Origin of the sequence: Nonomuraea sp. NPDC049486, assembly GCF_040676925.1 — a bacterium.
Classification (GTDB): Bacteria; Actinomycetota; Actinomycetes; order Streptosporangiales; family Streptosporangiaceae; genus Nonomuraea; species Nonomuraea ferruginea.
Genome location: NZ_JBFAPV010000010.1, coordinates 165,068 through 177,619, shown reverse-complemented (window position 1 = coordinate 177,619; position 12,552 = coordinate 165,068). Strand labels below are relative to the sequence as shown.

The window sequence follows — 12,552 nt, the reverse complement described above, 5'->3', positions numbered from 1 at the left end:
ACTGGCAAATACCGCCAGCCGGGGCCCCGATGAATCGTTACCTTTGCGACATTGGCTGCACGGATTGTCGCCGTAACGTCATGGGCCATGACGTCCCGTTCCTTCCTCCGGCTGGCGCTGGCCGGAGCGGTCGCCTCAGGCGGACTCCTGCTCGCCGGTCTCCCGGCAGACGCGAGTAAAACTCACAAGCCGCGTACGGTCCCCGTCCGGCTGCTCGCACTGAACGACTTCCACGGCCACCTGGAACCTCCGACCGGGTCCTCCGGCCGGATGGTCGACGAGCACGGCAACACCGTCGACGCGGGCGGCGCCGCGTACGTCGCCACGCACATGAAGGCGCTGGCCGACAGGAACACGATCGCGGTGGCGCAGGGCGACCTCATCGGCGCCACCCCGCTCATCTCGGCCGCCTACCACGACGAGCCGACGGTCGAGCTGATGGGCAAGCTCGGGCTCAAGGTGGCCGCGGTCGGCAACCACGAGTTCGACGAGGGCTACGACGAGCTGCGGCGGATCATGAAGGGCGGCTGCCACCCGGTGGACGGCTGCTCCCCCGCCGGCAAATGGAAGGGCGCCGCCTTCGACTACGTGGGCGCGAACGTGCTCTTCAAGAACCGGCACGAGCGCACCGACGCGCTCTCGGCGCTCGGCAACAGCCCGCAGATCAAGAAGCTGATGGCCGACTGGGGCGTGCCCGCGCTGCCCCCGGTCAGCGTCAAGTGGATGAACGGGGTGCCGATCGGCTTCATCGGCCTGGTCACGCAGACCACGCCGACGATCGTCACCTCCGAGGGCATCAAGAACATCAAGTTCGTGGACGAGGTCAAGGCCGCGAACGTGGCGTCCAAGCTGCTCACGCTGGTGGGCGTGAAGGCCCAGGTCGTGCTCGTGCACGAGGGCGACCAGGTGACGCCGAGCCAGTCGCCCGACGCGTGCAGCGCGGTCCCCGGCGCGGGCAACCGGATCGCCACCCAGGTCGACGCCGAGATCGACCTCGTGCTCAGCGGCCACTCGCACCAGGCGTACCTGTGCACGGTCAAGGACCCGCGGGGCCGTGACCGGCTGTTCTCGCAGGGCGGCTCGTTCGGCCGCGTCATCACCCAGGTGGACCTCCGGGTCGACACCCGCACCCGCGACATCGACCGGGCCTCCACCGTGGCCGACAACCACGTCGTGACCCGCACGGTCGCCCCCGACCCGGAGATCACCGCGTTCGTGCAGACGTGGAAGGACCGCGTGTCCGGGGTGGCCAACCGGCCCGTCGGCACGATCACCGCGGACATCCCGAACGTCGCGGTCGCGTCCGGAGAGTCGCCGCTCGGCAACCTGATCGCCGACGCCCAGCTGGCGGCCACCAGGACCGGCGGCAACGCGCAGATCGCGTTCATGAACCCGGGCGGCGTGCGCGCGTCGCTGAGCTACGCGGGCTCGCCGGCCGGTGAGGGCGACGGGGTCGTCACGTACGGCGAGGCGTTCACGGTCCAGCCCTTCAACAACCTGATGCAGGTGGTGACGCTGACCGGGGCGCAGCTGAAGACGCTGCTGGAGCAGCAGTTCACCGGCGGCCCGAACAACCAGCCGTTCAACCGGATCCTGCAGCCGTCGGCGAACCTGACCTACACCTACAGCCAGAGCGCGCCGTGGGGGAGCAAGGTCTCGAACATCATGATCGACGGCCAGCCGGTGACCGACACTCAGACCATCCGGGTGGCGGCGAACAACTTCCTGGTGGGCGGCGGTGACGCCTTCCCGGTGTTCACCGAGGGCACCGACCTGTGGAGCGGCCCGCTCGACATCGACGCCTTCGTCGACTACCTGGGCCAGAACAACCCGATCGCGCCTCCGGCCACGAACCGGATCACCGTGACCGGCTGACACCCGGACGTGAAAGAGCCCGCTTCCCGTCACTGACGCCCCTGAAACCCACGGGAAGCGGGCCCTCGTCCCTTGATGCGACAACCTCCGAGCCGCCTCTGCCCGGCGGCAACGGGTCTAATCATCGAGTTCCGCTCTGAGCGATTCCGCTGTCGGCTTGGCGGGGTTACGTGCGGCCGGGCTCCGGCGGCACAGTGAGCGGATGAGACTTCTGGTGCTGGGCGGGACCGAGTTCGTCGGCCGGGCCTTCGTGACGGAGGCGCTGGCCCTCGGCCACGACGTGACCGTGCTCAACCGGGGCACGCACGAACCACCCGCCGGGGTGACCGCGCTGCGCGGCGACCGCACGCGGCCCGACGGGCTCGACGCGCTGGCCGGCGGCGAGTGGGACGTGGTCGCCGACACCTGGTCGTGGGCGCCGTCCGCGGTGCGCGACGCCGCCTCGCTGCTCGCCGGCCGGGCCGGTCACTACGTGTACGTGTCCAGCCGGTCCGTCTACGCCCCGCCCGTCCCGTACGGAGCCGACGAGAGCATGCCGGTCGTCGAGGGGTCGCCCGACGGCGGCGAGGGCGGATACGCGGAGATGAAGGCGGGCGGCGAACTCGCCGCGACCGCGGCGTTCGGCGGGCGGGCGCTGCTCGCCCGCGCCGGGCTGATCATCGGCCCGCACGAGAACATCGGGCGGCTGCCGTGGTGGTTGTCCAGGATCGCGCGGGGCGGACCGGTGCTCGCTCCGGAGCCCGCCGACCTCGGCCTGCAGTACGTGGACGCCCGCGACCTGGCCAGGTGGTGCCTCGAAGCCGCGCTCGACGGGGTCGGCGGCGCCTTCAACGTGGTGAGCCCGCCGGGGTTCGTCACCATGCGGGAGCTGCTGGAGACCTGCGTGCGGGTCACCGGGTCGGACGCGGAGCTGCGCTGGACGAGCGAGGAGGCGATCCTGGCGGCCGGGGTGCAGCCGTGGACCGACCTGCCCATCTGGCTGCCCGGCGAGGGCCACGCGTTCGTTCACGGCGGCGACGTGTCCAGGGCGGTGGCGGCGGGCCTGCGGTGCCGGCCGGTCGAGGAGACCGTGGCCGACACCTGGGCCTGGCTCAGGAGCATCGGCGGGCGGGCGCCCGTACGGCCCGACCGGCCCGCCGTCGGCCTCGACCCGGACGTGGAGGCCACACTGCTCTCATGACCGGCGCAGCAGGTCGTAGAGCGCCGCGGCGAGCCCCGCGCAGACGAACAGCACGACGACCATGAGGCCGTGCCTGAAGGCGACCGGCCAGCCCTGGCCGAGCAGGCCGAAGAAGACCGAGCCGGCGGCCGCGATGCCGATGGCCGAGCCGAGCCGCTGACCGGTCTGCAGCACGCCCGCCGCGCTGCCGCCGCCCGCCGCGCTGCCGCCGCCCGCCGGCGGCACCTGCGACAGCGTGACCGCCTGGTTGGGCGCGATGGTCAGGCCGCTGCCGACGCCCGCCACGAGCAGCGGCAGCGCGGTCGCCAGCGCCACGTGCGGGCCGGGCACGAGCAGGGTGGCGGCCATGGTCGCCAGCAGTCCGGCGACCACCGTGACCAGCCCGGCGACGACCACGCGGCGGCCCGCGCGGTTCACCAGCCGGCCGCCGACCACCGCCGCCCCGGCCGAGCCGACCGCGAACGGGGTGATCGCCAGACCGGCGAGCAGCGGGCTGTAGTGCAGGCCCGCCTGCAGGTAGAGGGTGAAGATGAAGAAGATGCCGGTGAACCCGGCGAAGTACAGCAGCGCAATCGCCGTACCGAGACCGTAGGAGCGCAGCCTGAACAGCGACAGGTCCACCAGCGGCTCCCCGCGGTAGCGCCGTTCCCAGGCGACGAAGGCCGCCAGCAGGGCCAGCGACGCCGGGACCAGCAGCCACTTGCCCGCGCCCGGCCACTGGTGCTGCTGGATGAACGGCAGCAGCAGCACGGTCACGGCCACCCCGAGCAGCAGCACCCCGACGGGATCCATGCTCTCCCGGCGGCCGGTCCGCTCCGGCGGCGGCAGCAGCCGGCGCGCCAGCGGCACCAGGACCAGCCCGATCGGCACGTTCACCAGGAACACCAGCCGCCAGCCCTGGTCGGCGCCGAAGGCGGAGACCAGGGCGCCGCCGATGAGCGGTCCCGCCGCGGTCGAGACGCCGATGGTGGCGCCGAGCGCGCCGAACGCCCGGCCCCGCTCCGCGCCCCGGAACATCTGCTGGATGAGCCCCGACACCTGCGGGTTGATCATCCCGGCGGCCAGGCCCTGCAGCAGCCGGGACACGATCAGCACCGGCATGGTGGGGGCGAACCCGCACGCCGCGCTGGCGAGCGTGAACAGCGCCACCCCCCACATGAAGACCGTCCGCCGGCTGCGCGCGTCACCCAGCCGGCCCGCCGGCACCAGGAGCAGGCCGAACGTGAGCGCGTAACCGGACAGGATCCACTGCAGGCCCGCCTCCGACGCGTGCAGGCCCTCCCGGATCGAGGGCAGGGCGACGTTGACGATGCTCACGTCGAGCCCGGCCATGAACGCGGCCGTCAGGCAGACGGCCAGCGCGTGCTTGCGGGTGTCCGCCACGTGCTCCCCCGGTTCGGTCAGCAGCCCCGGAGCAGCGAGCGGGAGAGCGTCTCGTACACCCACGACTCCCACTCGGCCGGCGACCAGCGCCGCTGTTCGGTCAGCAGCTGGTACGTCTCCGGGCTCACCAGCGCGTAGACCAGATCTCCTGCCCTTTCCGACGACATGCCATCCCTCAGGCCGCCGATCTCCGCCAGGTGGCGGGCGAGCGCCAGGTGGTCGGCGTGGCGCTGGCGCTGGTTGGTCTCCCAGGTGACGGCCATCTCGGGGTCGGCGCCGGCGGCGTCGCGCAGGACGCGCATCAGTGGCGCCACGCGTTCGAAGATCACCCGGGCGTTGCCCACCCAGATCCTCAGCGACCCGGCGGGGTCGGGCTCCCCCGTGGCCTGGAGGGCCCACGGCCGCTCGATCAGCGGCACCGGCTCGTCGTCGCCGGCCGTCAGCACGTCGAGGCCCTCGGCGAGGACGCCGCGCTTGTTGCCGAAGTGGAAGTAGACCGTCTGGACGGCCACCCCGGCGCGGTCGGCGATCTGCTCCAGCGTCGTCGCGGCGTAGCCCTGGCCGACGAAGAGCCGCAACGCCTCCTCGACGATCCGGCGCCGGGTGGTTCTGCGCTGCTCCGCCCGCCGGCTCTTGACGCGGTCCACGAGCCTGAGCGTACTCTGGTGCCTCGATTCGCTAGAGCGGACTCTAGTCACGGTGTCGGACGCCCTGCTCGAGGGGGGCGGGGCGCTCGGCCGGGACCCGGCGGGTTACCGTGAGTAGGTGACTCGTGACGCTCGGGGGCAGCTCTGGCTGGTGGCGGCCACGCTGGCGTGGGCGGTGCTCGCGATGCTGTCGCCGCCGCTGGTCTGGCTGGTGTTCCCGCTGTTCTTCGGCTTCCTGCACGTGCTGCCGCTGTGGGCGGCGACGCTGGGTGTGACCGTGCTGACCTGCGTGAGCGCCGCGGCGGCGAGCTGGCACGCCGGTGGTCCTTCGGCGCCGCTGGTGCTCGGGCCGGTGCTGCTGGCGGCCGCGGCCACGCTGCTGTGGACGCGCCGGTTCAGGGGGTCACGATCGCGAAGCCGGGCACAGGGGCGTCCAGCGCGGCGAACAGGCGCTTGAGCGCCCGCATGTCGCCCTCCCTCGACACCTCGCCGACGCCCCGCCCCGCGAGCAGGGCGACGAGCTGTGCCTGGGTGAGCCGCAGCGTCAGGTCGACCGGCCCTTCCGGCGGGTCCGCCTGCCGGATGAGCACGCCGTTGGACAGCACCGTGCGGTAACGGCGGCCCAGGTCGGTCAGGTGCCAGTCGATGGCCAGGTTCTCGCTCCAGGCCTTCGGGCCGTCCACCCGGACGGCCAGCGCGTCCAGGACCTGCTCGGCGCCGAGCGCGGCGAGCGTGCCCGGCGCGACGGTCCCGCCGTCCGCGGCCGCGATCCCGTCCGTGAGCTCCAGCGCCCCCATCAGGTACGCGTTGCGCCAGGCGGGGTCGCGGGCCCCGTGGCCGAGCCGGGTGTAGACCTCGGCCAGCAGGTCGCGGGCCCGCTTGTTGCCCTCGTCCGCGAAGACCGCGTGGTTGAGGAGCTGGGCGGCGAAGCGCAGGTCGCCCCCGGCGGCATACCTCTCGGCCAGCGCCACCACGGCCGCGCCGCCGCCGAGACACTCCACGTAGCGGATCGCGCTCTGCCGGGGCGGGTGCTCCCACAGGTGGGCCGGGTTGCCGTCGAACCAGCCCAGGTAGTGCTGGTAGACGGCCCTGATGACGCCGGCCGAGCCGGGCAGGGCGGCCAGGGCGGGGGGCAGTTGCAGGCACTCGGCGATCTCCTGGGGGGTCAGGCCCTTGTTCATCAGGCGCACGGTCTGGTCGTGCAGGTAGGAGTGCAGGTCACGGTGCCGCTCCAGCAGGCGCGTGACCTCCTCGCCGCCCCGTACGGGCTCGTGGTGCGCGGCGAAGGCCACGTCGGCGCGGCCGGCGAAGAGCGTGACCGCCTCCGACAGACCGCGCGTCCACAGCCGGGGGTCGCACCCGCCCGGCGGGTCGCCGGCGTTCACCGCCAGGCCGAGCGCGCGCCGCTCGGGCAGCAGGAACGCCAGCGCCGCGCCGGGCACGAGCTGGAACAGGAACCGCACCCCGTCGAGCGTCTCCTCCTGGCCGGTCCGCTCGATCAGCGCCGTGGGCGGGACCAGGGAGACCGTGCCCGCCGACCGCGCCGGGCCGAGCCGCCCCTCGGGCCCTCCCGGCAGCGCCGGCCCGTAGGTGTAGGCGGCCCGGCGGTTCGCGGCGGGGGCCGCGTACAGGAACTCCTCGGCGGCGCGGTCCAGGAAGCCGGCGGGGGCGAGCACGGGCACGCCGCCGAGGGTGACGCCGCGGGAGCCGCCGAAGCGGTCGGCGCGGGAGTGCGAGTAGATCACCGCGGAGACCGGCCGGTCCCCGCGGTGCCCGCGGTACAGCCGCAGCGCGGCGACGGCGCACTCGGCGGAGCGGAGCGGGTCCACGACGACCACGCCGGTGTCGCCCTCCACGAGGGTCATCGCCGCCCGGTCGAGCCCGCGTACCTGATAGACGCCCTCGGCCACCTCGTACAGGCCGCGCCGGGCGAGCAGCCCCGCCTGCGCCCAGAGGCTCGGGTGCGCCGTGGCCGGGCAGCCGCCGTCCACCCGTCCGTACGCGTCCGCGTCCCACACCACCTTGCCGTCGGCGTCCCTGACGACGGCGGAGGCGAGCGGGGCGACGAAACCCGCGCCCCTATCGTCGTCAGCCTCGTACGGAAGCTCGGCCATGCCTGAGAAATGCCCGGAAAGCAGGATGGGCACGGTCAACGTACGTACGAAACACCGTGAACCTCCCTTGGCTTGACTTATCGGAAATAGTGGACGGCCGAGGGCATGGGTAGGGTCTTGTCCGTGGAAGCCTGCGTATTCGATCTCGACGGCGTGCTGGTCGACTCCGAGCCGGTGTGGGAGGAGGTGCGCCGCGCCTTCGTCGCCGAGCACGGCGGCACCTGGCAGGACGACACCCAGTCGCGGCTCATGGGCATGAGCACCGCCGAGTGGGCCTCGTACCTGCACGAGCTCGGCGTGCGGCTGCCGCCGGACGAGATCGCCCGGCAGGTCGTCGACCGGATGGCCGAGCGCTACCGCGCCCACCTGCCGCTGATGAAGGGCGCGCCCGAGGCGGTGCGGCGGCTCGGCGACCACTTCACGCTCGGGCTGGCCAGCTCCTCGCCCCGGCGGCTCATCGACGTGGTGCTCGAGTCGAGCGACCTGCACGACTGCTTCGACGCCACCGTCTCCACCGAGGAGGTGGACCGCGGCAAGCCCGCCCCCGACGGCTACCTGAAGGTGGCCCGGCTCCTCGGCGTCGATCCCGACGAGTGCGTGGCGGTCGAGGACTCCAGCAACGGGCTGCGCTCGGCGGACGCGGCCGGCATGCGGGTCGTCGCCGTCCTGCACCCGCGCTACCCGCCCGCGCCGGACGCGCTGGTCCTGGCCTGGCGCATCGTCGAGCGTCTGGACGCGCTCACCCCCGAGCTGCTCGACGGGTGATCCGCTACTCTTGGGAAATCGTGCGAGACATCACGGTTTTCAGTGGCAGCGCCCATCCCGAGCTGGCCGAGGAGATCTGCTCCCACCTCGGCGTCCCCCTCCATCCTGTGCGCGTCTCGCGCTTCGCCAACGACGTCATCGCGGTCCAGCTCCAGGCCAACTGCCGCGAGCGCGACGTCTTCCTGATCCAGCCGCTGGTGCCGCCCACCCAGGAACACCTGGTGGAGCTGCTGCTCATGCTCGACGCCGCCCGGGGCGCCTCGGCGGCGCGCATCACCGTCGTGCTGCCCCACTACGCCTACGCCCGCTCCGACAAGAAGGACGCGCCGCGCATCTCGCTCGGCGCCCGCCTGGTGGCCGACCTGATGGTGGCGGCCGGGGCCGGCCGGGTGCTGACGATGACCCTCCACTCGCCGCAGGTCCACGGCTTCTTCAGCGTCCCCGTCGACCACCTGCACGCGCTGCGCGAGCTGGCGGCCCACTTCTCCCGCCACGACCTGTCCGACACCGTCGTGGTCTCCCCCGACCTGGGCAACGCCAAGGAGGCCGCCCACTTCGCCCGCCTGATCGGGGCCGATGTGGCGATGGGCGCCAAGCAGCGCTTCAGCGACGACCGCGTGGTGATCAGCTCGGTGATCGGCGACGTCGAGGGCAAGGACGTGATCATCCTGGACGACGAGATCGCCAAGGGAAGCACCGTCATCGAGCTCCTCGACCGCCTCCGCGAGCGCGGCGTCCGCTCCGTCCGCGTCGCCTGCACCCACGGCCTGTTCTCCGACGGCGCGATCGAGCGGCTCAGCGCGCTGCCGGAGGTCAAGGAGATCGTCTGCACCAACACCGTCCCCCCGCCCAAGCCCGGCGACAAACTCACGGTCCTGTCCATCGCCCCGGCGCTGGCCGAGGCCATGCGCCGCATCCACTTCGGCGAGTCCGTCAGCGCCCTGTTCGGCACCCCGTGATCGACACCGGACTGGCCGCACACGACCCCCTCCGGCTCCGCCGCGGAGGAGCTGGCCGCCGAGCTCGGTGACGCGATCGCCGTCGAGGCCGACCTGGCCGCGCCGGACGCGGCGGCGCGGCTGCTCGGCGCGGTCGAGCGGCGGCTCGGGCCGGTGGACGTGCTGGTGAACAACGCCGGCGCCGTCGTGTTCCTGGCCTCACGGCAGGCGCGGTGGATCACCGGGCAGGTCATCCAGGTCGCCGGAGGGCACGCGCTCTGACGGCGGTCAGGCGGAGATGCCGCCGTCGCTCTTCAGCAGCTGGCCGTTGATCCAGCCGCCCTGGGGCGAGCAGAGGAACTGCACCAGGTCGGCGGTGTCGCGCGGGGTGCCGAGCCGGCCCAGCGGGGTGTGCTCGGCGCAGGTGGCCTTCAGGTCGTCGGGCATCCACCCGGTGTCGATCGGGCCGGGGTTGATCACGTTCGCGGTGACGCCGAGGTGGGCCAGCTCGCGGGCGGCGGCGAGCGTGATGCGGTCCAGCGCGCCCTTGCTCGCCCCGTACGGGAGGTTGCCGACGACGTGGTCGCTGGTGAGCGCGATGATCCGGCCGGTGCCGTGGGCGCCGCGGAACCGGCGGCCGTACTCGCGGATCAGCAGCCAGGAGGCGCGGGCGTTGACGGCGAAGTGGCGGTCGAAGCTGGCCACGGTCGTGTCGAGCAGCCCGGAGTCGACGGACTCGCAGTGGCACATCACCAGCGCGGTGACGTTGCCCAGCCGGCTCTCCACCTCGTCGAACACCCGCGCCGGCGTCTCCGTCTCGACCAGGTCGGCCTCCACGGCCGCGACGGCCGCGCCCTCGCCCACCAGCGCCTTGCGGATCGTCTCGGGGGCCCCGGCCTCGGCGCCCCACGCCATCCGCTCGTCGTACGGAGTCCAGTAGGTGAAGCCGACGTCCCACCCGGAGGCGGCCAGCCGGGTCGCGATCCCGGCCCCGATCCCCACAGTCCTGCCCACCCCGGTGATCAGCGCCACGGGCCGCGCACTCTGCTCGAAGCTCATCCGGAGATGGTCCCCGAGCGGGCGCGTCCGGGGCAATGCCTTTAACCGCTTGTCATCGAACCATGGAGAGGGAGAGTAGAGATCATGCACACCTCTACCGAGATCCTGCTCACCCGGTTCCTGTCGGAGGCCGGGGCCGCCGTGCCGCTGATGGCGGTGTGGGCGCACGGGTCACTGGCCAAGGGCGACTACCAGCCGGGGCGGAGCGATCTGGACCTGATCGCCGTGGTCCGGGAGCCGCTGGACGAGCGGCGGCGCGACGCTGTGGAGCGGCTGCACCGAGGGCTGGACGGGGCGCTGGCCGAACGGCTGCACTGCTCGTACATGACCGACGGGCAGCTGGCCGAACACGGACGGGAGCACGTGACGTGGGCGATGGGCGAGCTGTTCGAGCGGCCCGTCACCGCCGTGACCCGGCGGGAGCTGCTCACGGGGGCGCTGGAGCTGTACGGACCGGGGCCGGACGCGTTGATCCCGCCGGTGTCCGACGCGGAGCTGGCCGCGTTCGTCCAGGCCGATCTGCGGGACTTCTGGCTGGTGAAGACGCGGGGCCGGCGGCGGTGGCTGCTGGACGAGTGGGTGGACCTGGGCATGGTCACGGTGGCGCGGGCGGCCGTGACGCTGCGGGACGGGCGGTTGATCAGCAAGCGGGAGGCGCTCGACGTGCTCGGCGAGATGGGCGCGCCGCCGGTCGTGGTGGACGGGATCAGGGCCCGCAGGTACGGGACGGACGGGCCGGTGCTGAGCCGGTTCCGCAGGGCGAAGCTGGCCCGCCGGTTCATCAGGCAGGCGATCGTCAGAGTGCTCGGGTGAGGCGGCGCAGCGCGCCGGTGATCTGCTCCGGGCTGAGCGTCCGGCGCTGCTGGACGTAGACGTCGGGGGCCAGCGGGGCGAGCAGGACGTCGGCCAGCGCGTCGGGCCCGGGGGTGCCGGCGGCGGCGAGCAGGGAGCGCACGTGCGCGCGCCAGAAGCCGTACGCGCCGGTCTCGAACCGCGAGCGGCCCACCTCGCTGCCCAGCACCAGGTGGGCGTGGTCCTCCAGCAGGCCGACCATGGCGGCGTAGAAGGCGGCCAGCCGCTCGGCCGGCGGCGCGCCGGGACCCAGCGGCGGGTCGCCGCGCAGCAGTTTCTCCTGCAGGGCGCGCTCGTGCTCGTCGAGCAGGGCGACGGCGATGGCGGCGCGGTCGGGGTAGCGGCGGTAGAGGGTGCCGCGGCCCACGCCGGCCGCCTTGGCGATGTCCTCCATCGTCACCTCGTGCGGCGGCCTGCTCGCGAACAGCTTCGCGGCCGCGTCGAGGACGCGGGCCCGGTTGCGCGCGGCGTCGGCTCTCTCCATCAGCAGTCGGGGCGATGCTCCACCCCGTCCCCCTTCCGTACGAGCAGTCTCGCAGAGCCGGCTCCTTTGTAAGGCACCGGCCGTCTCCCGCCAATTACAGGTGTGGATCGACGAGAGGAGCGTGGCCGGTGCGTCGCAAACAGGCGGAGTTCGCCACCGACATCGGGGCGTTCGAGGCCTTCTACCGGCGGCACGTCGACGGGGTCACGCGATTCCTGGCCCGCCGGGTCGACGACCCTCACCAGGTCGCCGATCTGGTGGCGGACGTGTTCCTGGCGGTGATGGAGTCCGCCCACACCTATCGGCCTGAGCGGGGCAGCGAGGTCGCGTGGCTGTACGGCGTGGCCCGCAACACGCTCTCCGCCGAACGGCGCCGGGCGTTGCGTGAGTCCCAGCTGACCGACCGGGTGAGCAGGCGAAGACCGCTGGACAGCGACGACATCAGCCGGGTGGAGAAGCGGATCGACGCGGAGCGGCCCGCCAGGCGGGCCTTCCAGGCGATGGCCGAGTTACCGGAGGGTGAGCGCGCCGTGCTGGAGCTGGTCGTCATGGACCAGCTGACGGTCACGGAGGCCGCGGCCGCCCTGGGCATCCGGTCGGGGACCGCCATGGTGCGGCTGCACCGCGCGCGCCGGACTCTCAAGGACCTGCCTTTCGTCACGGAAGGGATCATCGTATGAGCTTCGAGGAGCAGTTGCTGATGGATCTGAAAGCCGAGTTCACGGCGCGCGAGGACAGGCGCCGTCGCGGGGGGCGCCGCCTGTTCCTGGGGCTGGCGGTGACGGGGGCGGCGGCGGTCACGGCGCTCGCGGTGCCGCTGCTGACGGGCGCGCAGAGCGCGGCGTACGCGGTCACCGAGAAGTCCGACGGCACCGTCGGGGTGGAGATCCGCGAGTTCGAGGAGGCCGACCGGCTGGAGAGGGATCTGCGGGCGGCGGGCGTCAAGGCCGACGTCACCTACCTCGGCCCCGGCAAGCGGTGCGAGCGCGACCGGGGAGTGAGCAAGCTCCTGCCGGACGGTGCCGTCCACATGCGGAAGGGCGGGCTGGACATCGACCCGCGGCTCATCGACGAGAACCACACGCTGGTGCTGGAGTTCGCCGAGAGGGGCGGGGAGGACCCCGGAGTGGTGTGGACGCTCGCGACCATGATGATCCCCGGCGAGCCCGGCCCCTGCGTCGTCGTCGACGACCCGGACTGGGACGACCTGGGCGGCCCGGAGGGACAGCCTCCCGCGGGCAGCTGACCCCGGAAC

Annotated in this window: 13 protein-coding genes and 1 pseudogene; 9 read left to right on the top strand and 5 right to left on the bottom strand. The window is 72.9% G+C overall.

From position 1 onward, the window contains the following. Positions 1 to 87 precede the first annotated feature (87 nt). Together AB0K05_RS27910 and AB0K05_RS27905 are read left to right on the top strand one after the other, a co-directional pair. Positions 88 to 1,875 (top strand): bifunctional metallophosphatase/5'-nucleotidase, encoded by a 1,788-nt coding sequence (locus AB0K05_RS27910; protein ID WP_271275164.1) that lies wholly within the window; start codon positions 88 to 90, stop codon positions 1,873 to 1,875. A gap of 202 nt (positions 1,876 to 2,077) precedes the next feature. Beyond that, positions 2,078 to 3,055, top strand: coding sequence for an NAD-dependent epimerase/dehydratase family protein (locus AB0K05_RS27905; RefSeq protein WP_271275163.1), 978 nt, complete (start codon positions 2,078 to 2,080; stop codon positions 3,053 to 3,055). Here AB0K05_RS27905 and AB0K05_RS27900 read toward each other — a convergent pair. Then, complete coding sequence (locus AB0K05_RS27900; protein ID WP_364232911.1) at positions 3,050 to 4,501, bottom strand: MFS transporter; 1,452 nt, start codon at positions 4,499 to 4,501, stop codon at positions 3,050 to 3,052. The two genes, AB0K05_RS27905 and AB0K05_RS27900, sit on opposite strands and share 6 nt — an antisense overlap. Then, the gene (locus tag AB0K05_RS27895; protein ID WP_271275161.1) at positions 4,456 to 5,085 is read right to left on the bottom strand and encodes a TetR/AcrR family transcriptional regulator; all 630 of its coding nucleotides are present in this window, start codon (positions 5,083 to 5,085) and stop codon (positions 4,456 to 4,458) included. Before AB0K05_RS27895 ends, AB0K05_RS27900 begins: the two co-directional genes overlap by 46 nt. Before the next feature lie 118 nt (positions 5,086 to 5,203). Here AB0K05_RS27895 and AB0K05_RS27890 point away from each other — a divergent pair, with 118 nt between their 5' ends. Beyond that, positions 5,204 to 5,542 carry a hypothetical protein gene (locus tag AB0K05_RS27890; protein ID WP_148036589.1) on the top strand — a complete coding sequence of 113 codons (339 nt, stop codon included), beginning with the start codon at positions 5,204 to 5,206 and terminating at the stop codon, positions 5,540 to 5,542. On the opposite strand, the gene AB0K05_RS27885 is transcribed toward AB0K05_RS27890, so the two are convergent. Next, on the bottom strand, positions 5,481 to 7,232 hold the full coding sequence (locus tag AB0K05_RS27885) for an alkyl sulfatase dimerization domain-containing protein (RefSeq protein WP_364233193.1): 1,752 nt from the start codon (positions 7,230 to 7,232) through the stop codon (positions 5,481 to 5,483). The two genes, AB0K05_RS27890 and AB0K05_RS27885, sit on opposite strands and share 62 nt — an antisense overlap. A 90-nt stretch (positions 7,233 to 7,322) precedes the next feature. Between AB0K05_RS27885 and AB0K05_RS27880 the strand changes: the two genes are divergently transcribed. The 3 genes and pseudogenes from AB0K05_RS27880 to AB0K05_RS27870 form a co-directional block, all read left to right on the top strand. Next, positions 7,323 to 7,964, top strand: coding sequence for an HAD family phosphatase (locus AB0K05_RS27880; RefSeq protein WP_261809056.1), 642 nt, complete (start codon positions 7,323 to 7,325; stop codon positions 7,962 to 7,964). 20 nt (positions 7,965 to 7,984) lie between these two features. Further along, positions 7,985 to 8,923: a ribose-phosphate pyrophosphokinase gene (locus tag AB0K05_RS27875; protein ID WP_148036586.1), complete on the top strand. Its 939-nt coding sequence runs from the start codon at positions 7,985 to 7,987 to the stop codon at positions 8,921 to 8,923. 48 nt (positions 8,924 to 8,971) lie between these two features. Then, positions 8,972 to 9,184 (top strand): annotated as a pseudogene (locus tag AB0K05_RS27870) (SDR family NAD(P)-dependent oxidoreductase); the annotation flags it as partial. A 6-nt stretch (positions 9,185 to 9,190) separates the two neighbouring features. On the opposite strand, the gene AB0K05_RS27865 reads toward AB0K05_RS27870, so the two are convergent. Further along, on the bottom strand, positions 9,191 to 9,961 hold the full coding sequence (locus AB0K05_RS27865) for an SDR family oxidoreductase (protein ID WP_271275159.1): 771 nt from the start codon (positions 9,959 to 9,961) through the stop codon (positions 9,191 to 9,193). Between the two features lie 84 nt (positions 9,962 to 10,045). On the opposite strand from AB0K05_RS27865, the gene AB0K05_RS27860 reads away from it, so the two are divergent. After that, complete coding sequence (locus AB0K05_RS27860) at positions 10,046 to 10,774, top strand: nucleotidyltransferase domain-containing protein (protein WP_219551548.1); 729 nt, start codon at positions 10,046 to 10,048, stop codon at positions 10,772 to 10,774. On the opposite strand, the gene AB0K05_RS27855 is transcribed toward AB0K05_RS27860, so the two are convergent. Further along, positions 10,758 to 11,297 (bottom strand): TetR/AcrR family transcriptional regulator, encoded by a 540-nt coding sequence (locus AB0K05_RS27855; protein WP_219551550.1) that lies wholly within the window; start codon positions 11,295 to 11,297, stop codon positions 10,758 to 10,760. The genes AB0K05_RS27860 and AB0K05_RS27855 overlap by 17 nt on opposite strands. A gap of 128 nt (positions 11,298 to 11,425) precedes the next feature. Here AB0K05_RS27855 and AB0K05_RS27850 point away from each other — a divergent pair, with 128 nt between their 5' ends. Continuing rightward, positions 11,426 to 11,977, top strand: a complete 552-nt coding sequence (locus tag AB0K05_RS27850; RefSeq protein ID WP_271275158.1) for a sigma-70 family RNA polymerase sigma factor — start codon at positions 11,426 to 11,428, stop codon at positions 11,975 to 11,977. Further along, positions 11,974 to 12,543, top strand: coding sequence for a hypothetical protein (locus tag AB0K05_RS27845; RefSeq protein WP_271275157.1), 570 nt, complete (start codon positions 11,974 to 11,976; stop codon positions 12,541 to 12,543). Before AB0K05_RS27850 ends, AB0K05_RS27845 begins: the two co-directional genes overlap by 4 nt. Positions 12,544 to 12,552 lie beyond the last annotated feature (9 nt).

Excerpts from the sequence above, each read along its gene's own strand:
- AB0K05_RS27910 (WP_271275164.1), top strand. The coding sequence starts at position 88 with ATGACGTCCCGTTCCTTCCTCCGGCTGGCGCTGGCCGGAGCGGTCGCC.
- AB0K05_RS27905 (WP_271275163.1), top strand. The coding sequence starts at position 2,078 with ATGAGACTTCTGGTGCTGGGCGGGACCGAGTTCGTCGGCCGGGCCTTC.
- AB0K05_RS27845 (WP_271275157.1), top strand. The coding sequence starts at position 11,974 with ATGAGCTTCGAGGAGCAGTTGCTGATGGATCTGAAAGCCGAGTTCACG.
- AB0K05_RS27865 (WP_271275159.1), bottom strand. The coding sequence starts at position 9,961 with ATGAGCTTCGAGCAGAGTGCGCGGCCCGTGGCGCTGATCACCGGGGTG.
- AB0K05_RS27860 (WP_219551548.1), top strand. The coding sequence starts at position 10,046 with ATGCACACCTCTACCGAGATCCTGCTCACCCGGTTCCTGTCGGAGGCC.
- AB0K05_RS27855 (WP_219551550.1), bottom strand. The coding sequence starts at position 11,297 with ATGGAGAGAGCCGACGCCGCGCGCAACCGGGCCCGCGTCCTCGACGCG.